Here is a 23,983-nt window from a genome sequence, read left to right as displayed (position 1 = left end):
TGTCGTGTCCCGGCAGCGAACACAGGATGTTTTGGTAGAAATAATGGCCTTTGAATTAAAGCAACATTTAAAACTGACGCAACAGTTGATCATGACCCCGCAATTGCAGCAGTCCATCAAGCTGCTGCAACTTTCCCGGATCGAACTGATCGATGCGATCAACCAGGAAATGGAGCAGAACCCCCTTCTGGAGGAGCGCACCTATGAAGAGGACATAAAGACCGAAGCGGCCCCGGAGATCGACGAGTTCAAGGCCGAAGAAAAAACCCCCGAGATCACCGGTGAGGGCGACGGTCGTGATGAGTTCGACTGGGACGGATACCTCGAAGATTTCGGTCCCGTCGGCGTGAATTACTATCGGGAGGAAGGAGAGGCGCCTCCCCTGGAGAACGTGCTCACACAAACCGCCTCACTGACGGATCACCTCCTGTGGCAGCTCAATCTTTCACGAATTGATGAAGAAGAAAAGCGGATCGGACGTCAGGTCATCGGCAATCTTGACAACAACGGCTACCTGAAAGCCACCGTGGAAGAGATCGCCGCAATCGAAGCCGTAACACCCGAGGCGGCGGAAGCCGTCCTGAAAAAAGTGCAGGAATTCGATCCTCCCGGTATCGCCGCGCGGAATCTGCAGGAATGCCTCCTGCTCCAGATCACCTCTCTTGTGGTCGATACGCCCCTTGCCGAAAGGATCATACGGGAGCACCTGAAGGACCTGGAAACAAAGAACTATCATAGTATCGCGCGAAAACAGAAAGTCACTATCGAGGAGGTCCAGGAGGCCGTGCGGGTTATCAGCAGCCTCGATCCGCGTCCGGGGCTGGTGTACAATGAAGAGCGGCCGCAGTATATCGTGCCCGATGTGTTCGTGTTCAAGGTGGGTGACGACTACCGGATCGTCCTGAACGACGATGGGCTGCCGCGCCTGCACATCAGCGATTTTTACCGGAGAATCCTGACCGATGGCGAAAGCAACAGCAAGAGAGAATCATGCAAGGCATATATCAAGGAAAAACTGCAATCGGCCACATGGCTCATAAAAAGCATACAGCAGAGGCAGAAAACGATCTATCGTGTGTCGGAGAGCATCGTCAACCACCAGAGGGACTTTTTCGACAAGGGGATTTCCTGTCTGAAACCGATGGTACTGAGGGATATAGCCGACGACGTGGGAATGCACGAATCGACCATAAGCAGGGTAACGACGAATAAATACATGCATTGCCCGCGAGGGATGTTCGAGCTCAAGTATTTCTTTAACAGCGGGATCAGCAAGACCGACGGGGACACTATCGCATCGGAAAGTGTCAAGGAGGCGATCCGAAAAATAATCAGTGAAGAAGACCCCAAAAACCCCTGTAACGATAGTCGGATCGTCGAACTCCTGAAAAAGCAGCATATTTCCATCGCCCGGCGAACGGTTGCCAAGTATAGAGAAATGATGGGCATCATTCCTTCATCAAAACGAAAAAAATTTTTTTAAAGGGAAAGATATTGACTTTTTACCTCATCTCCCCTATAAGACGATGCTTTGTTGCCGAGAGACAACCGTGTCATTTTCCTGAAAACATTTCCGGTGGAGGTATCCCGGAATTTTGTTTTATGGATGTACCGTAGAAGGAGGCATGTCTATGAACATATCAGTGACATTTCGGAACACGGACGCCGAAGATTGGCTGAAAGACTATGTCAGTAAAAGATTGTCGAAGCTGGAACGATATATCGACAAGCCGGTGGAAGCGCAGGTAACCCTCTCAGTTGAAAAATTCAGAAATGTGGCTGAAATAAAGATCCTTGCCAAGGGTATGAATGTCAACGGAAGGGAAGAGGCCAAGGAAATGGTACTTGCCGTTGATACCGTGACCGACAAGATAGAACGGCAGATCAAAAAAATCAGGGAAAAAACGAGAAACCACAAGGACAACGCTGTCAGGGCCAGGAAAGAACCATTTCCGGGAGGAGGTCAGGATGTTGCCTTTGAAGATGTCGATGAACCCTCTCGAAATGTGGAAGTCAAAAAAATGACCCTGCAACCGATGTCGCTTGACGATGCGGTTCTGATGCTGGAAGAATCAAAGAACAGATTTTTTATCTATCGTGACAGTGCCTCTGAGGCGGTCAGCGTGATCTATCGTCGGGATGACGGAGGGTTCACGCTGATAGAAACGAACTGAAACCATTCGTGATTACCGTCAATCCAGGGGACGGGAACGAGAAGAGCATGTATATTATTGAATTATTGAAGGAACAGTTTGTTATAGACGAACTGAAATCAAGAACAAAACGGGAGGTCCTCGTCGAACTTTCAGAAATATTCAAGAAAGAGAACATCAGCGTCGACAGTGACAGGATGGTGTCGGTCCTTCTTGACCGGGAGAAACTCGGCAGTACCGGCATCGGTGACGGTATCGCCATCCCCCACGGAAAACTGGGGGGATTGGACGGCCTCATCATATCATTCGGGAGAAGCACCGAAGGCGTCAATTTTGATTCTCTTGACGGGAAACCCGTACACCTCTTCTTTCTTCTGATGGCGCCTGAAAATTCCGCGGGGCAGCACCTCAAGGCGCTGGCAAAGATATCGCGGATGCTGAAAGACGGGGATTTTCGAAGTGACCTGATGAAAGCCTCCTCTGCGCAGGAGATATATTCGATAATAGAGAAGAAGGACAGATCGTTTCTCTAATGCGGATGTCCCGGCATGTGACCGGTGCCGGTCTGGAATTCTGTTTTTTTACAACCTGCATACGTGTCAGTGATTCTTATGAAGAATCTTCGGGTCGTCATCGTAACCGGTCTCTCCGGGTCAGGAAAGAGCACCGCTCTCCGGGCCCTTGAAGATATCGGTTTTTTTTGTGTCGACAACCTCCCCATCCTTCTCCTGGAAAAATTTCTTGAAATGCAGTCGGGTGCCACGAGCGAGATATCAAAAGTGGCCATTGTCATGGACCTGCGGGAAAAATATTTCCTTGAAAATTATCTCGAGGTGATCTCACGTCTCAAAAAAAGAAAGTTCAGAATAGAAATTCTCTTTCTCGAAGCAGGTGATGAGGAACTCCTTCACCGGTTCAGTGAAACACGCCGGGTCCATCCGGTTTCCGAAAAAGGCTCCATTCTTGAAAGTATCAAGGTTGAACGCCTTTCGCTCGCGCCATTGAGAGAAATGGCCGACACCGTTCTCGATTCATCTCACTACAATGTACATAAATTGAAGGAACTGGTTCAGCAGTATTATCTCGCACCCGCCGAAGGGAAAAAGATGACCGTTCACCTGATGTCCTTCGGTTACCGCTTCGGACTTCCTCTGGAAGCGGACATGGTGTTTGATGTACGGTTCCTCCCCAACCCCTATTTTGTCAAAGACCTGAAGAAGTACGACGGTAACGACGAGAAAGTGGAACAGTATGTCATGAAATGGGCCGACACGAAACGTTTTGTCAAGCGACTCCTCGATATGGTTGATTTCTTGATGCCGCTTTTTGAAAAGGAGGGGAAATCCTATTTGACCATCGCCATCGGCTGCACCGGTGGAAAACACCGCTCCGTGGTCATTCTCAACCAACTCGCACAGCACTTCGCCGGCAAGGAATATTCAGTAACCATCAATCATCGGGATATCGGGAGGGGGTAAAACGGTATTACGGATTACGGGTTACGGATTACGGGTTACGGGTTACGGGTTACGGATTACCTAATCCCCTAATCCCCTAATCCCTTAATCCCTTAATCCCTTAATCCCTTAATCCGTTAATCCGTTAATCCGTTAATCCCTTCCATCTTCTTCGTCACATTGTCCCGGATCCAGTGGGGGTCCCACCATTCCTGGGGATTGACGAACCTGTTCCCGACGTACATGCCGAAGTGCAGGTGATCACCGCCTGCCAGGCCCGTAGTTCCCGTCTTTCCGATAATGTCACCCCTGTTGATCCCTTCGCCCGTTGCTACATTTATCGATGAAAGGTGCGCGTAAAAACTGAAAAGCCCGAGGCCGTGGTCAATGATAACCGTATTTCCGTATATGCCGAGGTAATCGGCGAACACGACCATTCCCGTGTTCGCTGCCTCAACGGGAGCGCATTGGACCGAGGCAAGGTCGACACCGAGATGTACGCTTTTTCCCAGATCGCTCCCCTCGCAGCAATAGGTACGCCGGTCCCCGAACAGGGCCATCGGGGCGGAATTCTTCATCCTGAGAAACGTTCCTTCCCACAGTTGCCGCGGTTCAGATGTACTGCAGATCTGCTGAACTGTTTTGAAATTATCCTGTCGCATCGTATCATTGACATACCTGAACACCTCGAGAAGGGATGCCTGCTCCATACCCTTGATCATCCTCCGAAATTCGGGCATTTTTTTCTCCAGGAAGCTCATGCTGATGTTCATGGTGTCACGTTTGAATTTCCTGTCGCGGACATGATGGGGAAGTGAGCAGAGAGAACGATTGCCCGCTGCGTCTTCCGCGATGATGTTGAGACTGATATCGTTTTCCTCGAGCTCGAGGGGGCAGGCAAAGTAACAGACATATCCCTTCGCCCCATTGATGACGAATGGATATGCCTGAAAGTAGTCATCACCGACGAGTATTCCCGTTGTGGTGTTTTCTTCGGAGAGATGATAGAGGGCGACACCAGAACCGCCCATGTTAAGGTAATGCTGCGTGGAAACCGGGTCTATCCGAGGAGGTGTGGTATCAATGACGACATCCAGGGTCGCATGACAGGTATTTTTTCTGAGAGAGTAGTCAACGGCCGACATATCGAGGCGCGCCCGTCCGTCCTTCAGGGGAATATCCCCGGGGTGTATGGCTATCCTGACGGTTTCGTGATGGATTCCGCGCATCCGATAGGTAAGTGAATGAAGCACATGTTTGTTTTCTTCCTGTGTCACTGAAACGGCGATATCACGAAGGCCCGTCTTCGTATCGATGAAATCGATCGTTATCCGTCCCTCGGTTCCGATCACGCCGTTGAAGGATTCCATAACTATGGATGGTTTTTCCCCCTCGCAGTAGGTGAAGAAGAACCAGAATGCGCCCAACGCGAGAACAATAATGAAGGTTAAGATGAGCATGGTACGGTACTTTTTCATATCTGACTCCCCTTAAGATTGATTTTGAGAAACGAAGCGTCGAACTTCGGAATGGTGCTCTCCGACGGCCCTTAATTCATTGACCTTACACCTGATCACTGTTATATTTTCACAGTTTTTCACATATCTCCGCCGGTTTGAGGCTGATGAGGTTTTTTCGGGCCTGTTTTCAATGAGCCCTACTATCAACAGAAAAACCGGGTCCTGTCAAGGGGCCTGTCGTGGACATCGGACAGACACCGACACCAACTGAGAGATATGGAGAGATCCTTTATTCAGGAAAGGATGGCGATACGTTCGTTCATGAAAGAAAAAAAGAACATAGTCCTGGGAATTACGGGAGGGATCGCAGCCTATAAATCGGCTGAACTTGCCCGGGAGCTCGTGAAGCGCGGCGATACCGTAACGGTGATAATGACCGAAAATGCCGAAAAGTTCATATCTTCCCTGACCCTTCAGGCCCTGACGGGCAATCAGGTACATACGGACATGTTTAGCCCGATCGGTGAATGGGAGATCGGTCACATATCACTGGCCAGGTCGGCCGACATCATGGTCGTGGCGCCGGCCACGGCGAACATCCTGGGCAAGATCGCCGCGGGCCTTGCCGATGACCTCCTGTCAACGACGATCATGGCCACGGAAGCCCCGGTATTGCTGTGTCCTGCCATGAACAGCCGTATGTACACAAATCCCATTGTCACGGAGAACATGAAAAAACTTGTTTCCCTGGGCTATTTCATTCTCGATGCCCGGAGCGGCATGATGGCCTGCGGGACGGAAGGTCCGGGACGTCTGCCCCCTGTTGAAGCCATCATCGAGGAGATCGACTCCATCGTAACTCCCGGTGACCTTTCAGGTGAGCGGGTACTGGTGACCGCCGGTCCCACACGGGAAGCCATGGACCCCGTGAGGTACATATCGAACCATTCATCGGGGAAAATGGGATACGCCATTGCGGCGGAGGCAAAGAAAAGGGGCGCCTCCGTGATCCTTGTCAGCGGTCCCACGGACCTGGAGGTACCCGGCGGGGTCACCTGCGTAAATGTTATGAGCGCTGAGGAAATGAGAACGGCCGTTCTTGCTCATGTGCGTGACTCCTCCGTCATTATCAAGGCGGCGGCCGTTTCCGATTACCGTCCATCCGTCGTATCGGAACAAAAAATAAAGAAGGGGAAAGACACGCTGACCCTGCAGCTCGAAAGAAACCCCGACATCATTGCCGAGGTCGGCAAAGAGAAAGGGGATCGTATCCTGGTCGGCTTTGCCATGGAAACGGAACAACTTGAAAAGAACGCCAGGAAAAAATTGAAGGAAAAGAACATGGACTTTATCGTGGCGAACGACCTGGGGACGGAGGGTGCGGGATTCAGGTACGACACGAACATCGTGAAAATAATCCACAGGCGGGGAGCAGTGGAGGCATTGCCCATTATGACGAAAAGAGAAGTGGCGGGAGCGATCCTGGACCGTGTAAAAAAACTGCTCGACGAAAGGCGAAAAGATGGACCCGAAAGGTGAGCTCCTCTCCCTGGTGAAGGCCCTGAAACCGTGGGTCGCGGATTCCGTGAACGAGGGACATGGTGTGGCGCTTGAATACCGGGAAGTATCGGATGTCACGGAAGCCGTGCAGGGTGACTCGACAACGATGGAACAGGTTCCGGAATATCCGCCGTCCGTCGTGACGCTAGCGCAGGTTCGCGCGGAACTGGGCGATTGCCGGCGGTGCCCCCTCTCCAAAACGCGAAGAAACCTTGTGTTCGGAGAGGGGAGTGAACGGGCGGAACTGGTGTTCGTTGGAGAAGCGCCGGGTGAGCAGGAAGACCTTCAGGGTCGTCCCTTCGTCGGCAGGGCCGGACAGCTTCTGACTCGGATCATAGAGGCAATGGGACTTTCACGGGATCACGTATATATCTGCAACATTCTGAAATGCCGTCCGCCGGGAAACAGAAACCCGCTGCAGGATGAAATAACTATCTGTGAACCGTTCCTCGTCAAGCAGCTTCAGGCGATCCGGCCGCGAGTCATCTGCGCCCTCGGCACATTCGCCGCAAAAACGCTTCTGAAGACGGACACACCCATATCAAAGCTTCGGGGGACTTTTCATGTCTATCAAGGCATAAAGCTCATGCCGACCTATCACCCTGCCTATCTGCTGAGGAATCCCGGTGAAAAGAAGCAGGTATGGAGCGATGTCAGGTTGATCATGAAAGAGCTGGGCATGTCATGAAAGCAGGGCCGGTTCACGGCCCTCAGGGAGTGGTGCAATGAAAAGAATGGGATCTTCTCTTTTGATAACGGCAGGTATCATGATGATCATCGGGTGGCTCGGTGCGTGCCCTGTGAGCGCCCGGGCGGAGACACCGGTCTTTAACATGATCACCGTCCATTCCGCCATTACACCGGCGGTGGCGAAATATGTCATCAGGAATATTGGGGAAGCGCAGGAAGAGGGTGCCGACGGCATCATTATCCTTCTTGATACACCGGGCGGCCTTGATCTGGCCATGAGAGATATGGTCAAGGAAATACTTGGTTCCCGGATCCCCGTTATTGTCTTCGTATATCCGTCGGGGGGACGGGCCGCATCAGCGGGTGTCATGATAACCATGTCGGCGCACATCGCTGCCATGGCACCAGGTACGAATATCGGGGCGGCGCATCCTGTCGCCCTTGGGATCGGCGGCAAGATGGATGAAACAATGGCCGCAAAGGTCGAAAACGATGCCGTTGCCTATGCGGTCGGTATCGCGGAAAAACGGGGAAGGAACGCACAGTGGGCGGAACAGGCAGTTAGGGAAAGTGTTTCCATAACAGCGGAAGAAGCACGAAACATCAATGTCATCGATATCATTGCCGGCACGCCAACGGAGCTTCTCCAGAAGATGGACGGGAGAGCGGTTTCGTTACCGGAGGGGGAGGTGGTCCTGCGTTCGGCGGGCGCGCTTCTCGACGAGCGTGAAATGGGGATCCGGGACAAGATCCTGGTGACGCTCAGCGACCCGAATATTGCGTATCTCCTGTTGATGATAGGACTTGCCGGACTGTATTTCGAGTTTGCCCATCCCGGCGCGATCCTTCCCGGTGTGGTCGGCGGCATATCCCTGATTCTCGCTTTCTTCGCCATGCAGACACTGCCCGTGAACTACGCCGGGATCGTACTTATCATCTTCGCCGTCATACTCTTCGTGGCCGAGATCAAGGTGGTCAGCCACGGAATGCTGACCGTCGCCGGGATCATCTCTCTGGTTCTGGGGTCACTGATGCTATTCGAGTCGCCCATTCCCGCCCTGAAAGTGTCCTTCAGGGTCATGATCCCGACCATTACGTTCGTGTCTCTCTTCTTCATCGCCGTCATATCTCTCGCCGTCAGGGCTCAGCTTCGGAGACCGGTGACCGGGAGGGAGGCCATGATCGGACATCAGGGAACCGCAGCCACCGATATTCATGAAGAAGGGAAGGTCCTGATAAAAGGTGAACTGTGGAATGCGAGGAGTGAGGGACCCATCGAAAAGGGTGAACCTGTCGTGGTGACCGGTGTTGAGGGATTGAACCTGACGGTGGAAAAAACGTCCTGATCCTTTTTGTAAGGTCGTACCGAAGAAAGAAGGATAAGGACGCGGCATATGGATGTTTTACGAAGTCGTTAATGGTTCGAAATGAATAGAGGAGGGTAGATATCATGTATACCATTATTACCATCGTGGTGCTCGTCGTCATGTTCCTGGCGGCTGCCATTCGGATTCTTAATGAATACGAACGTGGCGTCATATTCCGGCTCGGCCGGATCATCGATACCAAGGGACCGGGGCTGATCATACTGATCCCCGTAATCGACCGTATGGTGAAGGTAGATATGCGGATCATCACTATGGATGTGCCGCCACAGGATGTCATCACCCGGGACAACGTGTCGATCAAGGTCAACGCCGTTATCTATTTCCGGGTCATGTCCGCGAATGATGCCGTCATCCAGGTGGAGAATTTTCTTTATGCCACGTCACAGCTCGCCCAGACGACACTAAGGAGTGTCTGCGGCCAGGTCGAACTGGACGAACTCCTGTCGGAGAGGGAAAAGATCAATACCCACCTCCAGGAAATTCTCGACCGCAGCACCGATCCCTGGGGCATTAAGGTCACAACCGTGGAAGTGAAGCATATCGATCTTCCCCAGGAAATGCAGCGTGCCATGGCAAAACAGGCCGAGGCCGAGCGGGATCGGCGGGCGAAGGTCATCAGTGCGGAAGGCGAATTCCAGGCGGCTCAGAAGCTGGCAGACGCCGGTAAAGTGATTGCGGAGCAGCCGATAGCTTTGCAGTTGCGATACCTCCAGACACTTGCGCTCGTCGCCGCGGAGAACAATTCGACGACACTTTTCCCCATACCGATCGATCTCGTGAAACCCTTTCTGCAACCCGTCGGCAGGGAGGACAAATGATCCGGCAGGGTGATCCCGGATACTTCAGGCAGGCCGGGACCGGGATGAGCGGTTCCTGAAAATGAGCATGAACAAAGCGTGGGGGAAAACCCTTGTAATCAGTGATTTCGACGGTACCATAGCGGCGAATGACATGGGGCATGACGTTATCACCCGCTATGCCGGCGACGGCTGGGAGGAGATCAACCGGGCCTATTGCGCCGGCGAGATCGGTTCGCGTCATGCCTATGAGATGATCGCGGCGCTTTTCTCTGTCTCAAGAGAAGAGATCACGCGGTATGTCATGGCCCGTGTACAGGTCGACCCCTATTTCAAAGACTTTCACCGGTTCTGTAAAGAGAAGGGATTTTCTTTCATCATCGTTTCCGACGGTCTTGATTTCTATATTCGAGCGGTTCTCGAAACGATCGGCCTTGAAACCATACCTGTTTACTCGAATTGTGCCGTATTTCATGAAAACGGGAACATATCCGTCAGATTTCCCCATTTCAATGAAGAGTGCCGTCGATGCGGAAATTGCAAGCTGTCCATTCTGAGAAAATACCGGGAAGAATTCGACACGGTGGTATATGTCGGTGACGGTCATTCTGACGTGTGCCCCTCCCGCGAGGCGGATTTTGTTTTTGCAAAAAGTATCCTCTTTGAAAAATGTTTGGAAAATGGTAAGGAGTGCATCCGATACTCGAACTTTGGCGATATACAAAATCATCTGAACAACACATGAACGGCCGTCGATGCGTCCGTTCATGAAAGAGTACTATCGTTCCCATTCACGTGGAGGAGACGCTTTACATGGATACCATTACTTCCATCAAGCCCCTGCTGGCTGTTGCCGTATCACTTTTCGGCTCCCTTCTTATCATTGCCGTCGGACGCAGTCCCAACCTGCGGGAGTTCTGCAGCGTTGTCATCGCCCTCATAAAATTCTGCATCGTCATTTCAATGCTCCCGGCCGTCCTTGGGGGCACCCGCATTGTATACAACCTCGTTGATGTTCTTCCCGGTGTGGGAATTGCTTTCAGGGTCGATTCCCTGGGGATGATGTTCGCCATCGTCGCGTCTTCCCTGTGGATCGTGACCACTTTTTACTCAATCGGCTACATGCGGCCGCTGAAGGAACATTCACAGACCAGGTACTTTGCCTTTTTTGCCCTGGCACTTTCGTCGGCGATCGGTGTCGCCTTTGCGGCCAATCTCCTCACACTCTACCTTTTTTATGAAATGCTGTCACTTTCGACATACTCACTGGTCACTCACCATCAGGACTCCGAGGCCCGATTCGCCGGAAGAAAGTATCTCGCCTATCTCATGGGGACATCAATCGCCTTCCTGCTGCCGGCGATCATCATCACCTATGTCCTGACGGGGACCCTGGATTTCACTGATCAGGGGATTCTCGCGGGGAAGGCTGGCGACGGGCTCATGGTGGTCCTTTTCATACTGTATATCGCCGGTGTCGGGAAAGCGGCGATCATGCCGATACATTCATGGCTGCCGTCGGCCATGGTGGCGCCGACGCCGGTGAGCGCTCTTCTCCATGCGGTGGCGGTTGTCAAGGTCGGCGTCTTTTCCGTCCTGCGCATCTGCCTGCACGTGTTCGGGATAGAGTTCATGCACAGCCTCAAGCTTGATACGGGTCTCCTCTACGTCATATCGGTGACGATCATCGTCGGTTCACTCTTCGCCCTGAGACAGGACGACCTGAAGGCTCGACTGGCCTATTCTACGGTCAGCCAGTTATCATACATCGTGATGGGAGGAGCGCTTCTGAGCGTTCTCGGCATAGCGGGCGGGACCATACACATAGTCATGCACGCATTTGGAAAGATCACTCTCTTCTTTTGCGCCGGGGCCATAATCGTTAATACGGGACTGAAAAAGATCAGCGACATGAAGGGAATAGGCAGAAAAATGCCCATAACGATGGCGGCGTTTTTCTTCGGTTCCCTCAGCGTTATCGGTATACCCCCCTTTGGGGGATTTATCAGCAAGTGGTTCCTTGCACTGGGATGTATCGAGGCGGAACAACTTCCCATACTGGTTGTCATCCTCACCAGTTCGCTTCTGAATGCCGCCTATTTTCTGCCTATTACCTATGACGCGTTCTTCGCGAGCGGGAAGTATTTCGACGAAAACACGCGAATGGATGAGGGACCGCTCTTTGCGATCATACCGCCGGTTCTGACGGCAGCCTGTTCGTTCCTTCTGTTCATCCATCCCGGATTTTTCCTCGAGCTTGCGAAAATGACGGCCCGGTATGCCCTGGGTGCCGGCGGCTGATGTTTTCGAAAAACGGGGAGCGGGTGACCGGAGGACGGGCAAGACGCGAAAAAGCTGCAGGAAGGCCGTTTCAACAGCAAGGGTGAATCATGGCGGAACAGCACAACGAGCGTGAACAGACCATGGCCAGGGTATTTGACATGGCCCGCATATTCTTTCTGCTCATCGTGATTCCCCTGTCTCTCCTGGTCCTTCTCATCTATACCGGCATATTCGAGGTCGGTCACACAACGAAACAGCACGCTTCGGCGGTCATTGATGAACAGTTCCAGAACGAGATCAGGATGCGTGCCGTCAACACGGCCGAGGATGTGGCAAAATTCCTGGAGGAACGGCGCGGTGATATGCGCGTGGCGACCATTATCCCCAGGTCGAATGAAGCCTTCCGTTCCTTCGTGACCGACAAGAAGGGCTCACTATGGGTAAAACGGGGTGACGAATTCATCACGGTGATGGTACCTCTCTATGCTGAAATGTCGCTTATAGATAAGGAAGGGCATGAGCGTATCAGGATAGAAAATGGAACCATCGTGTCCCGGCAGAACCTGAGGGATATCAGCAGACCCGAGAACACTACATACCGATCAGAACGATATTTCAGTGAGACGAAAGAACTCGAGGCTGGAGAGATCTATGTATCTCCCGTAACGGGGTGGTATGTCGACCGGCGCGCCTTCGAATCGGGGAAAACATTCACGGGCATCCTTCGTTTCGCCACTCCGCTGTACGAGGGCGGGGAATTCGCCGGCATGATCACCCTTGCGCTGGATATCCGGCACCTGGCGGAGTTCACCGATCATATCATCCCCACACAGGCGGAACAGGTGGCACAGGTTGATACGGCAACGGGGAATTACGCCTACCTTGTCGACAAGGACGGCCTAATCATCTCACATCCCAACGATTATCATATCGCCGGTCTCGACGAGCGGGGGGTGCCTGTTGCGCCGCTCACGGAAGAGAACGCCGCCGAAATGTCGAAAAAAGGCTATGAGGTATTGAATCTCCATCAACTGGGGTTCATGGATGAGACGCTGCCGGAGATAGCCGGTGACGCGGCCAGGGGTCTTTCAGGAATCAAGAGTTACCGGTTCGCCGGGCATACCAAATTTGTCGCCTATGCGCCGATACCTTTTTACTCTCCGACATATCCGAAGCCGACCGGGTTCGGATGGGTGGGAATGGGTATCGATGTGGAGAACCTTACCACCGTCATGAGCTCCGCTTTCCAGAACGTTGAAAAAGAGGTGGAGACATGGACAAAGACGGTCATCATCATCCTTATCCTTTCGGTGATACTACTCCTGCTCATATCGGCTCTCCTCGCCAAGGGAATATCCCGCCAGTACCAGATAATTGCCAAGGAGCGGGCAAAACATCTGGAGATCATGAAGAAGGAGTTTCAGGAGCGTGAGCGCACACTTCTGCAGATCATACAGGGAAGCACGATCCCGACCTTCGTCATAAACAGGAATCACGTGGTTACCCACTGGAACAGGGCTCTTGAGCGTCTGACGGGTTATCATGCCGAAGATATTATCGGTACCAAGAAGCACTGGCAGGCCTTTTATTCGGGAGAGAAGCCGATCATGGCGGACCTGATCGTTGACAATGTCAATGAGGAGGAGATCAGAAAATTCTACCCGGAGAAGGGGAGAAAATCTCCCTTCATAGACGGAGCTTACGAAGCGGAAGGGTTTTTCCCCCACATCGGTGAAAGCGGCCGGTGGATCTATTTTACTGCGGCCCCCATAAAGGGGCCTGACGGTCACATTGTAGGAGCCATCGAAACGCTTTGGGACAGGACCGATTCAAAGCTTCTTCATGCCGAGCGGGAGCGACACCTGCGCCAGTTGTCCATTCTCTGGAACATCACCACCGCGATGAGCGCTTCCATGGATCCCGATGCCAGGATCAGGGCCTTCGGTAAGGAGATATTTCAGAATTTCGATATCGACAGCCTTGCCGTGTATCTGATGGGCAAGGACGGACGCTTGCGCAGCCGTTATACCTTTGGATACCGGGAAAAAACATTCCAGGACGGCGGGACCGAGGAATTTTTAAGGATCGTCGAAGATATTGCCAGGCGGCAGGAGATCGTGTTCTTTGAGAACATGACATCGGCGAGCGCACCCTGCCCGGAGTTCGTCGATATCGAGGGACTGCGATCGGCGGCATATGTTCCTCTCACGTCGGAAGCCGTGACGTTCGGGGTTGCTTTGATATCAAGTCACCGGACCACCGAGTTTTCCGAGGAAGACAAAAATCTTCTGGCGATCATCAGTAACCACGTGGCCCTGGAGCTTGAGAATGCCCGGCTCCACCATGAAGCGAAACAGTTCGGTAAGAGCCTTGAGATCAAGGTGAAGGAAAAAACCCGGGAACTGGAGGAATCAAACGCCGAATTGCGGCTTTCCGAGGAGAAATACCGGAACCTTTTCGACGCCGACCCCAACCCGATCATAATCGCCGACAGGGAATCCCTGAAAATACTGGACGTCAATGCGACGGCCCTTGAATGTTACAAATATACTCGCTCCGAGCTTCTGTCCCGCTCGTTCATAGACCTCGAGTACCAGATAGACCAGCAGGTGCTTGAGGGGCTGGAACGGCTCGTCGCTCCGGACCAGTCACTGTTTTATCCGAAGAAAATGCATAAGAAGAAGGACGGAACTTCGTTCTATGTGGATATCTATATCAGTTCCGTCAATTTCATGGGAAAGGACTGTCTCATCATTAATACGCCCGATGTTACGGAGCATGTGGAGCGGGAAACACAGCTCATCCAGGCAAGCAAGATGGCGACCCTGGGAACGATGGCATCGGGTATCGCACACGAGATAAGCCAACCGTTGAACGTCATGCAGGTCTCTTCGGACTTCATTATCAAGTCGATCAGGAAAGGCCGGAAGATCAGCGATGAAGACCTGGCTGCCATGGCGGAAGAAATAGAAAAGAACGTTCAGCGGGCCGCCCAGACCATACGACACATGAAGGATTTCGTCAGAAAATCACAGGTGGCCACGGGGGATCGTGTAAATATCAATGGTCCCATCAATGATGTGTTCAAGATCCTGGGACAGCAGCTGCGGGTCCATGGTATCACCGTTGAGCTTGAACTGTCCGAGGAACTGCCGCCGATCATCGCCGATCACAACCGATTGGAACAGGTCTTCATAAACCTCGTGACCAACGCCCGGGATGCCCTTGATGAAAAAGAGGCACAGTCGACCTCGAAGGAGATCGAGAAAATCCTCAGGATCAGTTCCTTTGTGGAGAACGGGCGCGTCGTCGTCACGGTCTATGACAGCGGGACGGGGATACCCCGGGAGATCCGCGACAAGATATTTGAACCGTTTTTTACGACAAAGGACGTGGGAAAGGGAACAGGCCTTGGTATTTCCATCAGTTACGGCATCATCAAGGACTACGGAGGCACCATAGAGGTGGACAGCGAATTGGGCGAAGGAAGCACGTTTACATTGACTTTTCCCGCGGCACCGTGAAAAAGTAGTACATGACCCAAGTGAGAAGGAACGAACACCGTTTGACAGGGCATTTTCTATGAACGAAGACAGGATATTGATAATTGATGACGAAGAAGCGATACTCCGGGTCCTGTCCCTGTCATTGAAAAGTGACGGATACGACGTCATGACGGCGATGACAGGAAAAGAAGGAATCGATGTCTTCGAAAGAGAAAAACCGGCGCTTGTGTTGACGGACCTGAAAATGCCCGGCATCGACGGCCTTGAGGTGCTGAGAAGGATCAAATCCATCAATCCCGACTCGGAGATCATTGTGATCACCGGTCATGGTGACATGGACTCGGCCATAGAGTCACTGCGTTTCGGCGCCTCCGATTTCATCAACAAACCGGTGCGTGATGAAGCGTTGAGCATCGCCATCACGCGGGCCCGGGAAAAGATCAAGATCCGCCGGCAATTGGCGGCATATACGACGGACCTTGAGAACATGTGCCAGATGGCGATCGGCGAGGTCAAAAGGAAATCGGATTTCCAGGACAAGCTGATCAAGAGCTCGAATGACGGAATCGTTGCCACCGATGAAAAGGGTGAAATAATCATTTACAATCCGGCGGCAGAGGAGATCTTCGGGCATGCCCGAATCGATGTGGTTCGCAAGATGACATTCGATGATCTCTATCCGGCGGACATTGCCGCGGAGTTTCAGCAAGGATTCCGGCGGAAACGTGACAAGAAAGGGTGGGGCTGGAAAGAGATCACCATTATCAGCAAGGCGGGTACCGGGGTGCCGACCCGGTTTTCAGGGACGCTCCTGAGCGAGGGCGACACGGTCATCGGCAGTGTCGGTTTTTTCCAGGACCTCAGAGAGATCAAACGTCTCCAGCAGGAACTGGTGAATTCCGAGCGAATGGCCGCCATCGGACAGACGACGGCACGGCTCGCCCACTACATCAAGAACATATTGACAGGGCTCAAAGGCGGTACATATATTGTCAATATTGGCCTTGACAAGGGCGATAATGATAAGCTAAAAACGGGCTGGGATATGGTCCAGAGGAACGTTCGGCGGGTTTCATCCCTGGTTGCCGACCTGCTTTCCTACTCCAAGGAACGTGAACCTCAATATGTCATCTGCTCACCAAATGACATCGCCGAGGATGTTTGCGAACTGACCGAGATGGAGGCAGGGAAACATCAGGTTCATATAATCCGGAAGTTTAATCCTTCAATCGCCGATGTCTCCATGGATTCGGACGTGGTTCATCGCGTGCTTCTCAATCTGGTATCAAATGCAGTTGATGCCTGCGTGTATGACATGAACATGGAGAAGCGCCACCATGTGACTGTTGCGACGGATCTCGAAGATGAAGAGGGAATGATCCGCTATGAGGTATCCGATAACGGATGCGGCATGACCGACGATGTGAAAAGGAAGTTGTTCACGGCTTTTTTCAGCACCAAGGGAGGAAAGGGAACCGGACTGGGCCTCCTGGTCGTGCAGAAATTAGTGAATGAGCATGGCGGAACGATACACGTGGCTTCCGAGTCTGATCAGGGATCGACGTTCACCATCAGGCTTCCCTTTAGAAAGTCGGTTTGAGAACGTCGTAATCGAAGAGCGCTCAAAAAGGAAGGAGGAGCAAGAATGCCGAAGAAAGTTCTGACCGTCGATGACGATCCTGATATCATTGCATTTGTAAAAACAGTACTTGAGGAGAACGGCTACACGCCGTTGATCGCGAGAAACGGTGAAATGGGCCTCGATCTGGCGAAGAGCGAAAAGCCGGACCTGGTCATTCTCGATGTGCTGATGCCGAAACAGAGTGGGATCCGCATGTACCGGGAAATGAAAAGTGATGATGCTCTGAAGGGGATTCCCGTAATAATCCTTTCCGGTATCGCGAAGCGGACGTTTCTGCGCTCCCAGGAAGCCCTCACCGAGTTCGGCGATCAGACCGTGCCGGAACCTGACGTGTACATAGAAAAACCCGTTGAGCCCGATGAACTCGCCGAAACGGTGAAAAATATTATCGGATAGTAAAACTCTATATGAAATGCCTCGCGGAACGCGGTAGAGCGGCGCGGACAGAAGATGCAAGCGAGTGGAATGATGAAATCAAAAAAATTATTGTTTGTCACCCAATTTGAGGAACTGTGGTTTGACGCCCTGCAGTCACTGATGGACCTGAGGAAGGCAAACTTCAATCACGTTATCTTTCTGCATGTTATTGAACGTGATAAGGTTGCCATGCATCGGGGCAAGGGGTATCTGAAGGATGAAGAAACGAAGTTGCGTGAGATCGCGAACATCCGATTCATTGACTGGGCTGAAAGCCTTTTTGAACAGGGAATGGAAGTGGGGGCCTACATTGTCGTGGGGAATCCCCTGCCGAAGATCATATCAACAGCAGAAGAGGAATCGGTCGATCTGATCGTTACGGGACACCATAAACGGGGCAAGATCGAGGAACTGTATGCGGGTAGCGACACGGTGGAAATTTTAAGAAGGGCATCAAAGCCGGTTCTCGTGTACAAGTATATGTTGCCTACGGGAAAGATCAACGAGCGCCCTTTTGAGCGGCCTCTTCTCGCCATGGACTGGTCCCCGGCAAGTGAACAGGCCGTGGAGTATATACTGAATTTCAAGGAAATCATCAAAACGGCGACGGTCATAAACGTGGCGAGCGAAAAAGAAATAAAAGGCTCCTCGGCCATGGAGATCCAGGCGACACGCAAGGACCAGCGAAAGCGGCTCGATGAAATATGCGACAGATTGAACGATGCCGGCATTGAGGCCGGCGCTCATCTGTACGTGGGTGATGCAAGCGAACAGATCGAAAAAGCGGCGCGTGAACGTGAAGCGACGATGATTGTTGCGGGAGCAACGGGGAAAAGCAGCCTGAAAGAGATCTTCATGGGTAACGTGGCCCAGAAGTTGGCAAAATATTCTTCATTCCCCACCTTACTGGTTCCAGCAAGCATCAAAACAGCGGGCAACTGAATACCGGGAGCAGTCTGGTAATGGAAGTGAAACGGTTACTGTTCGTTACCGATTTGAGAGATGTACATGCATCTTTCGAACATATGAAGCGGGTGAAGGATCTCTCAGGGGGAGGGTTCGATTCGATCCATTGTATCCTGACCGCTGAATCCGCCGAGTGGGGAAAGATGACATCGAGTTTCGATGCTGAGTGTTTCAAGATCGTGGCGGGAAGCCTGAACCCGGAAGTGATACTGGCGACGGTGAAAAAGGAAGGCATAACGCTCATTGCCGTGGACCTTGACTGGAACAGCCATGAATCGGTATTACGGAAGATCATATCGAAGGTTTCGGTGCCGTTGCTTCTCCTGAACGGAGCGGGAGGAACGGGAAACATATTGGACCACGTGATTCTCGCCATGGATTGGACCGTGCCGGCCGAAAGAGCGCTTGCCTTTGCGCTGAAATTCAGGGAACGGATCAAGGTTCTCGACATGATCCATGTGATCAATGAGAAACTTACCGTGAGGAATATCAGGGAACTCAGGATACGACTGGGAGAAACGCGAAAGGTCTGCCTCGACGTTGATATTGATGCGGAGTTTCATATTTATGCCGGGAAAACCGGCGAGGAGCTCGTGACCGCCGCGGGAGATTACCGCGGAACAGTGATAATACTGGGGACGGGACCGGAGCGGCCCGTTCTCAAAAGATTGTTCTCAAGGACTACCGTGGAACAGGTTGCCGGATCTTCCCCGGTGCCCGTTTTTATTATCCCTGGTTCACAATAGCGGCAAAGGATGACAGGCTCATGGAAGTGACCCTTCTTGTTCAGGCTGCCGAAGACGCCTTCAAGATCATAGAAAACGCCCGGGGACAGGCGGTCGACCTGCTGAATACGGCGGCAAAGCTGACGGCAGAAACGCGCAGCGTGGAGGAACGAAAGATCACGGCATTGTTGCGCGGGGCCGAAAAGACCCGTTCCGGCATTCAGAACTTCATCGCCACTTTTATAATGCTCTTTGCCTTCTGGGCGCTTCTTTCAGCAAAATTCGACACCTTCCACCTGACGCTGGGCGTCATCTGCTCCGCCCTTGTTGCCACCATCGGTCACAGCCTTATCTTCGCGAACGTTCGCGTCGGGGATATCCGGGTCATCGTCCAGAGGTTCCTGGCATATGTGCCGTGGCATGTGTATCAGATAATCCTGGCGAATTTCCATGTGGCCTACCTCGCCCTTTCACCCTCCATGCCGATCGATCCGGAGCTGATGCGTTACCGGACAAAGCTTGAAAGCGACATATCCTGGGTCACGCTGGCGAATTCCATCACGCTGACGCCAGGCACCATAACCATCGACATAGAGGAGGGTGAGTTCGTCGTTCACGCCCTTTCAAAAAAACTTGCCGACGATCTCAACACGGGAGAAATGGAAGACAGGATCGCCCATGTGTTCATGGAAGCCGACCATATCTATATACAGGACGTGCTCGACGTGGCGCGGATATTCGCGGCGTTGAAATAAGGAGCGGGCGGGAGAATGATAATACAGAGCGAAGATATAATCATCAAGACGATCGCGAGGATTCTGGTTCCCTTTATCCAGCTGTACGCTCTCTACGTGATCATGCACGGCCATTACAGCCCCGGCGGCGGGTTCCAGGGAGGGGTTATCCTCGGCGCAAGCATGGTACTTCTCTATATCACCCATGGATACAGCGAGGTACGATCGGTGTTGACGGAGAACATGGCCATTCTCTTCAGCAGTATCGGCGTCCTTATCTATTCGGGTGTAGGGCTTCTCTGCCTTATCCTGCTCGGGAACTATCTTGATTACAGCAAACTGTCCACGATACTGCATGTCGACCCGGCCCATGCCCGTTCGCTGGGGATACTTGGTGTGGAGATCGGTGTCGGACTGGCGGTTATGGCCGTCATGTTTTCCATCTTCTTCGATATATCGACCGGTGGGGAAGACCCGGATGAAGAGAAGAAAAAGAAGTAGCGCGGACCGGTTGTTGCCGCCGAGAAACCGCGACGGCGGAAGAACCTGAAACGGAATTGTCAGCAATAGAGGATGTGAATGAACGAATTATTTGCAGGTGTGGGATTGGTATTGTGTGGCCTGGTTCTTCTCGTTATGTACCGTGTCATTTTCGGGCCAGGTGTGTTCAACAGGGTAGCGGCGATTTCCGCGATCGGAACCAAGACACTGGTTATTCTGCTGATCTTCGGATATCTCTACAACCGGATCGAGATGTTCGTTGATATCAGCCTGGTCTATGCGCTGCTGAATTTCGTCGGATGTATCGCGGCGGCGAAATACCTGGAGAGAGAGGGAGAGGCGCGATGACACTGCTCAAGGTCCTGTCGATCCTGTTCATAGCGGGCGGCATATTTTTCTTTTTCACCGCAACGGTCGGCCTTCTGAGGTTTCCCGATTTCTTTTCCCGCCTGCACGCCACGGGCAAGGGCGACACATTGGCGGTGTTTCTTTCACTTGTCGGGCTGGCGCTGTATGAGGGGATCACCCTGAACGGAGTGAAGATAATACTCATCGCCATATTCATGTTCATTGCCCAGCCGACGGCGACACACGCTATATCGAAGGCAGGTCTGCGATACGGATTGAAACCATGGATGAAGGGGGATGAACGGAGATGAACGTTCCTTTTGACCTTATCCTGCAGATATTCATCGTCATCTGTGCCATTGCAGCCATAACCGTAAAGGACCTTTTGAGCGCCGTCATGATCCTGGGTGCATACAGCTTCTTCATGTGTCTCATGTGGGCGCAGATGGGCGCTGTCGATGTGGCCTTTACCGAGGCTTCGGTGAGCGCCGGGATCGGAACGATACTCTTCATCGCGGCGTTGATGCAGACGACAAGGAGGTCGAAAGATTGAAATTCCTGAGCCTGATCGTTACGGTAATAACCGGTGCGTTCCTTGTCTATGGGACCTTGGACATGCCACCCTGGGGCGAGCCCGATACCCCCGCAAGTTTGCACGTTTCTCCTTACTATATAACGAACACGGAGATCGATACGGCGACGCCCAACATGGTGACATCGGTGCTCGCCGATTATCGCGGATATGACACGCTGGGGGAAACGACGGTCATTTTCACTGCGGGCATGTCATGCATCATGCTCTTGAGAAAACGCAGGAAACGATAGATACAGAACACCGGAAGCGGCAGAAGGCCGTGAACGACTCCTGTCACCGGCATATCATAAAGGACAGCGGAAGGGAAAAACGCATACCATGGACTTCATCATCGCCAAGTACAATTACTGGATCTATATAGCCCTCATGATGATCGGGTTCTATGCGATGATCGCCAAGAACAATTTTATAAAAAAGATCATCGGGATGAACATATTCCAGACGGCGATCATCCTCTTTTTCATATCCATCGCATTCAAGAAAGGTGGCGCAACTCTGCCGATCCTTACCGATGCGGACGCTCACGGCCATCACGCAATTACCGTAGCCGAGTACATCAATCCGCTTCCCCATGTCCTCATGCTTACCGCGATCGTCGTCATGGTCGCGACTCTCGGTGTCGCCCTGGCGATCGTCATCATGATGTACCGCAAATATCATACGCTTGAAGAAGACGAAATACTGAAGGAAATAGAATGATCTCAGAACAGGCCACCATCCTCGTCGTCATCATCCCCCTCATGTCGGCACTGATCACCCCCCTTGTCGGCTGGGTGAAAAGAGAGTTGTGCTACCCCTGGGCCATGTTCGCCCTTTTTCTCTCGACGGTTTGCTCCTGTATTGTCCTGCATACCGTCATCACGACGGGACCAGTTCATTATTATCTGGGAAGCTGGCTTCCACCCTGGGGGATCGAGTATGTCGTTGACCACCTGAATGCCATGATGCTTGTCCTCGTTTCCGGGACGGCGTTTCTGGTTTCTCTCTATTCGCTCAGAAGCGTCGAACTTGAGCTTCCCGACAGATTTGTCATGTTTTATACCCTGTTTCTTCTGCAAGTGACGGGTTTCCTGGGAATCGTCATAACCGGTGACGTCTTCAATCTGTATGTGTTCCTTGAGATCGCCTCCCTCGCCGGCTATGCGCTGATCGCCGTCGGTGAAGAAGGCGCGCCGCTCGCAAGTTTTCGATACATCATCCTGGGAACGATCGGGGCCTGCTTTTATCTGCTCGGTGTCGGCTACATTTACATGGTGACCGGTTCTCTCAATATGGCGGACCTGTCGGAAATACTGCCACGCCTCTACGGTTCCCGGGTGGTCCTGGTGGCCTTCGCCTTTTTCATGGTCGGGATAGCCCTGAAAATGGCGCTCTTCCCCCTTCATGTCTGGCTGCCCGACGCATACACAAAGGCTCCTTCCGTGGCGAGTGCGCTCATAGCGCCCCTGATGACGAAGATCGCGATATACGTGATGTTCAGGATCATGTTCACCATATTCCGGCCCTACCTGTCCTTTGAGCTGTTGCCGATGCCGCAGATCATGCTTTTCATGGGAATCATCGCCATCTTCGCCGGCGCGATCATGGCCCTTGCTCAGACGGACCTGAAACGGATGCTCTGTTACATCGTTATCGCCGAAGTGGGATATATGGTCGGCGGTGTGGGCCTGGCAAATTCGGTGGCACTCCAGGGTGTTGTTCTGCATATTCTCAATGATGTCGTCATGACCCTCGGTCTCTTTTGTGTCGCCGGTATTATCACGTATCAGATGAGGCGGCATGATCTGGCAAGCTTCAAGGGAGTGTTCGTCAATATGCCATTGACGATGGTGGCATTTCTCACCGTCGCCTTGTCGGTCATCGGTGTTCCCCCCACCTGCGGCTTCTTCAGTAAATGGTATCTTATCCAGGGTGCCGTCATGGCCGGCAATTACCTCTTTGTTTTTGCGCTCCTTTTTTCAAGCCTTATAAATGTGGTACTCTTCTTCAGGATCATTGAGATCGGCTATTACAGCTTCGAAAGTGATGATGCCGGTCATGGACATGTGGAGAGCCATGGTAACGGAGGGCGGATGTTGTTCCGGGAAGCACCGCTTACCATGATCATCCCCACGCTTATCGTTGCAGCGATCGTTCTGCTTGTAGGTTTCTATAACCAGTCGATCATTGCGAATCTCATACAGTTTGCCATTCCCCAGCTGTGAACAGATTCATGAAATCCCAACAATGAAACGTATCATCAGGCTGATAACGGGGTCGTTTTTCGTCGTTCTGGGCATAATTGGACTGTTCCTTCCTTTCCTCCAGGGGCTTGCCTTCATTGTCATCGGACTTCTGCTTCTTGCTCCTGACAGCAGGTTGATACAGAGATTAAAGGATGAACTTATACGACGGTACCCCGGGTTTTCTGAAAAGATCCGACTGCGGAAAGTGGCGGGATCATTTAAGGGTGGAGTGAAGGAATGAGAGCGTTAAACATGCTTGACATGTCCGGATTTCTGGTGTAGGAAAACGCCCTGATTACGATTACGGCGGTGTAGCTCAGCAGGTTAGAGCATACGGCTCATATCCGTAGTGTCCGGGGTTCAAGTCCCTGCACCGCCACCAAAAGAAATCACAAAGCCCGTCGAGCTCGGCGGGCTTTCTGTTTTCATCTGTTCATCAAATCGGGTTACTGTAAGGTGAACCCCCTATCTCTGAAAAGAGAAATGCAGATTTCTGCAGCATCGCGATCAAAGGCGATGCCTTTTTTCTGTTCAAG

General features: G+C 52.3%; 25 protein-coding genes and 1 tRNA gene. 25 read left to right on the top strand and 1 reads right to left on the bottom strand.

All coding sequences use genetic code 11. From position 1 onward, the window contains the following. Positions 1-43: 43 nt before the first annotated feature. From rpoN to rapZ, 4 genes are all read left to right on the top strand, one after another. Positions 44-1,483, top strand: coding sequence for an RNA polymerase factor sigma-54 (gene rpoN, locus JXO48_02410; protein MBN2282720.1), 1,440 nt, complete (start codon positions 44-46; stop codon positions 1,481-1,483). Between the two features lie 148 nt (positions 1,484-1,631). Continuing rightward, positions 1,632-2,174, top strand: coding sequence for a ribosome-associated translation inhibitor RaiA (raiA, locus tag JXO48_02405; protein MBN2282719.1), 543 nt, complete (start codon positions 1,632-1,634; stop codon positions 2,172-2,174). Positions 2,175-2,221: 47 nt separating this feature from the next. Continuing rightward, positions 2,222-2,686 carry a PTS sugar transporter subunit IIA gene (locus tag JXO48_02400; protein ID MBN2282718.1) on the top strand — a complete coding sequence of 155 codons (465 nt, stop codon included), beginning with the start codon at positions 2,222-2,224 and terminating at the stop codon, positions 2,684-2,686. Positions 2,687-2,764: 78 nt separating this feature from the next. Further along, positions 2,765-3,631, top strand: coding sequence for an RNase adapter RapZ (gene rapZ / locus JXO48_02395; GenBank protein MBN2282717.1), 867 nt, complete (start codon positions 2,765-2,767; stop codon positions 3,629-3,631). Between the two features lie 116 nt (positions 3,632-3,747). Here the strand turns inward: rapZ and JXO48_02390 are convergent, their stop codons facing one another. Next, positions 3,748-5,088 (bottom strand): M23 family metallopeptidase, encoded by a 1,341-nt coding sequence (locus JXO48_02390; GenBank protein MBN2282716.1) that lies wholly within the window; start codon positions 5,086-5,088, stop codon positions 3,748-3,750. A 303-nt stretch (positions 5,089-5,391) separates the two neighbouring features. Here JXO48_02390 and coaBC point away from each other — a divergent pair, with 303 nt between their 5' ends. The 21 genes from coaBC (at position 5,392) to JXO48_02285 (ending at position 23,829) form a co-directional block, all read left to right on the top strand. After that, positions 5,392-6,609, top strand: coding sequence for a bifunctional phosphopantothenoylcysteine decarboxylase/phosphopantothenate--cysteine ligase CoaBC (gene coaBC / locus JXO48_02385; protein MBN2282715.1), 1,218 nt, complete (start codon positions 5,392-5,394; stop codon positions 6,607-6,609). Continuing rightward, on the top strand, positions 6,593-7,318 hold the full coding sequence (locus JXO48_02380) for a uracil-DNA glycosylase (protein ID MBN2282714.1): 726 nt from the start codon (positions 6,593-6,595) through the stop codon (positions 7,316-7,318). The genes coaBC and JXO48_02380 overlap by 17 nt, the downstream gene beginning before the upstream one ends. Positions 7,319-7,355: 37 nt before the next feature. Further along, complete coding sequence (locus JXO48_02375) at positions 7,356-8,666, top strand: nodulation protein NfeD (GenBank protein MBN2282713.1); 1,311 nt, start codon at positions 7,356-7,358, stop codon at positions 8,664-8,666. A gap of 104 nt (positions 8,667-8,770) precedes the next feature. Then, on the top strand, positions 8,771-9,526 hold the full coding sequence (locus tag JXO48_02370) for a slipin family protein (protein ID MBN2282712.1): 756 nt from the start codon (positions 8,771-8,773) through the stop codon (positions 9,524-9,526). 61 nt (positions 9,527-9,587) lie between these two features. Then, entirely contained in the window at positions 9,588-10,250 is a 663-nt protein-coding gene (locus tag JXO48_02365) for an MtnX-like HAD-IB family phosphatase (GenBank protein ID MBN2282711.1), read from the top strand. Between the two features lie 68 nt (positions 10,251-10,318). Then, a complete protein-coding gene (locus JXO48_02360) occupies positions 10,319-11,806 on the top strand; it encodes a monovalent cation/H+ antiporter subunit D family protein (protein ID MBN2282710.1) in 1,488 nt (495 codons plus the stop codon). A gap of 89 nt (positions 11,807-11,895) precedes the next feature. Further along, positions 11,896-15,312 carry a PAS domain S-box protein gene (locus tag JXO48_02355; GenBank protein MBN2282709.1) on the top strand — a complete coding sequence of 1,139 codons (3,417 nt, stop codon included), beginning with the start codon at positions 11,896-11,898 and terminating at the stop codon, positions 15,310-15,312. A 58-nt stretch (positions 15,313-15,370) separates the two neighbouring features. Next, positions 15,371-16,894, top strand: coding sequence for a response regulator (locus tag JXO48_02350; protein ID MBN2282708.1), 1,524 nt, complete (start codon positions 15,371-15,373; stop codon positions 16,892-16,894). 45 nt (positions 16,895-16,939) lie between these two features. Then, on the top strand, positions 16,940-17,332 hold the full coding sequence (locus JXO48_02345; protein ID MBN2282707.1) for a response regulator: 393 nt from the start codon (positions 16,940-16,942) through the stop codon (positions 17,330-17,332). A gap of 72 nt (positions 17,333-17,404) precedes the next feature. Further along, positions 17,405-18,295: a universal stress protein gene (locus tag JXO48_02340; protein ID MBN2282706.1), complete on the top strand. Its 891-nt coding sequence runs from the start codon at positions 17,405-17,407 to the stop codon at positions 18,293-18,295. 20 nt (positions 18,296-18,315) lie between these two features. Then, on the top strand, positions 18,316-19,065 hold the full coding sequence (locus tag JXO48_02335) for a universal stress protein (GenBank protein MBN2282705.1): 750 nt from the start codon (positions 18,316-18,318) through the stop codon (positions 19,063-19,065). 20 nt (positions 19,066-19,085) lie between these two features. Further along, positions 19,086-19,799 (top strand): Na+/H+ antiporter subunit E, encoded by a 714-nt coding sequence (locus JXO48_02330; GenBank protein MBN2282704.1) that lies wholly within the window; start codon positions 19,086-19,088, stop codon positions 19,797-19,799. 15 nt (positions 19,800-19,814) lie between these two features. Then, a complete protein-coding gene (locus tag JXO48_02325) occupies positions 19,815-20,279 on the top strand; it encodes a Na(+)/H(+) antiporter subunit B (GenBank protein MBN2282703.1) in 465 nt (154 codons plus the stop codon). Positions 20,280-20,357: 78 nt separating this feature from the next. Further along, complete coding sequence (locus JXO48_02320; GenBank protein ID MBN2282702.1) at positions 20,358-20,627, top strand: pH regulation protein F; 270 nt, start codon at positions 20,358-20,360, stop codon at positions 20,625-20,627. Then, positions 20,624-20,938: a monovalent cation/H(+) antiporter subunit G gene (locus tag JXO48_02315; GenBank protein ID MBN2282701.1), complete on the top strand. Its 315-nt coding sequence runs from the start codon at positions 20,624-20,626 to the stop codon at positions 20,936-20,938. The genes JXO48_02320 and JXO48_02315 overlap by 4 nt, the downstream gene beginning before the upstream one ends. Further along, positions 20,935-21,180 (top strand): DUF4040 domain-containing protein, encoded by a 246-nt coding sequence (locus JXO48_02310; GenBank protein ID MBN2282700.1) that lies wholly within the window; start codon positions 20,935-20,937, stop codon positions 21,178-21,180. The genes JXO48_02315 and JXO48_02310 overlap by 4 nt, the downstream gene beginning before the upstream one ends. After that, positions 21,177-21,452, top strand: a complete 276-nt coding sequence (locus JXO48_02305) for a hypothetical protein (GenBank protein ID MBN2282699.1) — start codon at positions 21,177-21,179, stop codon at positions 21,450-21,452. Before JXO48_02310 ends, JXO48_02305 begins: the two co-directional genes overlap by 4 nt. Positions 21,453-21,540: 88 nt before the next feature. Continuing rightward, a complete protein-coding gene (locus JXO48_02300; protein ID MBN2282698.1) occupies positions 21,541-21,921 on the top strand; it encodes a cation:proton antiporter subunit C in 381 nt (126 codons plus the stop codon). Next, a complete protein-coding gene (locus JXO48_02295; protein MBN2282697.1) occupies positions 21,918-23,426 on the top strand; it encodes a monovalent cation/H+ antiporter subunit D family protein in 1,509 nt (502 codons plus the stop codon). The genes JXO48_02300 and JXO48_02295 overlap by 4 nt, the downstream gene beginning before the upstream one ends. 22 nt (positions 23,427-23,448) lie before the next feature. Beyond that, a complete protein-coding gene (locus JXO48_02290) occupies positions 23,449-23,688 on the top strand; it encodes a hypothetical protein (protein MBN2282696.1) in 240 nt (79 codons plus the stop codon). Positions 23,689-23,752: 64 nt separating this feature from the next. Further along, a tRNA-Met gene (locus tag JXO48_02285) sits at positions 23,753-23,829 on the top strand. Positions 23,830-23,983 lie beyond the last annotated feature (154 nt).

The sequence above is a fragment of the Deltaproteobacteria bacterium genome (assembly GCA_016933965.1).
In the GTDB taxonomy this organism is placed as follows: Bacteria; Desulfobacterota; Syntrophia; order Syntrophales; family UBA2210; genus JAFGTS01.
This window is presented reverse-complemented; position numbering and strand designations above follow the sequence as displayed.

What these genes read in the sequence shown, in the direction of transcription:
- JXO48_02400 (MBN2282718.1), top strand. Translation starts at nt 2,222, where the DNA reads ATGTATATTATTGAATTATTGAAGGAACAGTTTGTTATAGACGAACTG.
- JXO48_02320 (MBN2282702.1), top strand. Translation starts at nt 20,358, where the DNA reads ATGAACGAATTATTTGCAGGTGTGGGATTGGTATTGTGTGGCCTGGTT.
- JXO48_02380 (MBN2282714.1), top strand. Translation starts at nt 6,593, where the DNA reads ATGGACCCGAAAGGTGAGCTCCTCTCCCTGGTGAAGGCCCTGAAACCG.
- JXO48_02300 (MBN2282698.1), top strand. Translation starts at nt 21,541, where the DNA reads ATGGACTTCATCATCGCCAAGTACAATTACTGGATCTATATAGCCCTC.
- JXO48_02350 (MBN2282708.1), top strand. Translation starts at nt 15,371, where the DNA reads ATGAACGAAGACAGGATATTGATAATTGATGACGAAGAAGCGATACTC.
- JXO48_02290 (MBN2282696.1), top strand. Translation starts at nt 23,449, where the DNA reads ATGAAACGTATCATCAGGCTGATAACGGGGTCGTTTTTCGTCGTTCTG.
- JXO48_02390 (MBN2282716.1), bottom strand. Translation starts at nt 5,088, where the DNA reads ATGAAAAAGTACCGTACCATGCTCATCTTAACCTTCATTATTGTTCTC.
- rapZ (MBN2282717.1), top strand. Translation starts at nt 2,765, where the DNA reads ATGAAGAATCTTCGGGTCGTCATCGTAACCGGTCTCTCCGGGTCAGGA.
- JXO48_02335 (MBN2282705.1), top strand. Translation starts at nt 18,316, where the DNA reads ATGGAAGTGAAACGGTTACTGTTCGTTACCGATTTGAGAGATGTACAT.
- JXO48_02365 (MBN2282711.1), top strand. Translation starts at nt 9,588, where the DNA reads ATGAGCATGAACAAAGCGTGGGGGAAAACCCTTGTAATCAGTGATTTC.
- JXO48_02310 (MBN2282700.1), top strand. Translation starts at nt 20,935, where the DNA reads ATGAACGTTCCTTTTGACCTTATCCTGCAGATATTCATCGTCATCTGT.
- JXO48_02315 (MBN2282701.1), top strand. Translation starts at nt 20,624, where the DNA reads ATGACACTGCTCAAGGTCCTGTCGATCCTGTTCATAGCGGGCGGCATA.
- JXO48_02375 (MBN2282713.1), top strand. Translation starts at nt 7,356, where the DNA reads ATGAAAAGAATGGGATCTTCTCTTTTGATAACGGCAGGTATCATGATG.
- JXO48_02325 (MBN2282703.1), top strand. Translation starts at nt 19,815, where the DNA reads ATGATAATACAGAGCGAAGATATAATCATCAAGACGATCGCGAGGATT.
- coaBC (MBN2282715.1), top strand. Translation starts at nt 5,392, where the DNA reads ATGAAAGAAAAAAAGAACATAGTCCTGGGAATTACGGGAGGGATCGCA.
- JXO48_02345 (MBN2282707.1), top strand. Translation starts at nt 16,940, where the DNA reads ATGCCGAAGAAAGTTCTGACCGTCGATGACGATCCTGATATCATTGCA.
- raiA (MBN2282719.1), top strand. Translation starts at nt 1,632, where the DNA reads ATGAACATATCAGTGACATTTCGGAACACGGACGCCGAAGATTGGCTG.
- JXO48_02330 (MBN2282704.1), top strand. Translation starts at nt 19,086, where the DNA reads ATGGAAGTGACCCTTCTTGTTCAGGCTGCCGAAGACGCCTTCAAGATC.
- JXO48_02370 (MBN2282712.1), top strand. Translation starts at nt 8,771, where the DNA reads ATGTATACCATTATTACCATCGTGGTGCTCGTCGTCATGTTCCTGGCG.
- JXO48_02355 (MBN2282709.1), top strand. Translation starts at nt 11,896, where the DNA reads ATGGCGGAACAGCACAACGAGCGTGAACAGACCATGGCCAGGGTATTT.
- rpoN (MBN2282720.1), top strand. Translation starts at nt 44, where the DNA reads ATGGCCTTTGAATTAAAGCAACATTTAAAACTGACGCAACAGTTGATC.
- JXO48_02295 (MBN2282697.1), top strand. Translation starts at nt 21,918, where the DNA reads ATGATCTCAGAACAGGCCACCATCCTCGTCGTCATCATCCCCCTCATG.
- JXO48_02340 (MBN2282706.1), top strand. Translation starts at nt 17,405, where the DNA reads ATGAAATCAAAAAAATTATTGTTTGTCACCCAATTTGAGGAACTGTGG.
- JXO48_02360 (MBN2282710.1), top strand. Translation starts at nt 10,319, where the DNA reads ATGGATACCATTACTTCCATCAAGCCCCTGCTGGCTGTTGCCGTATCA.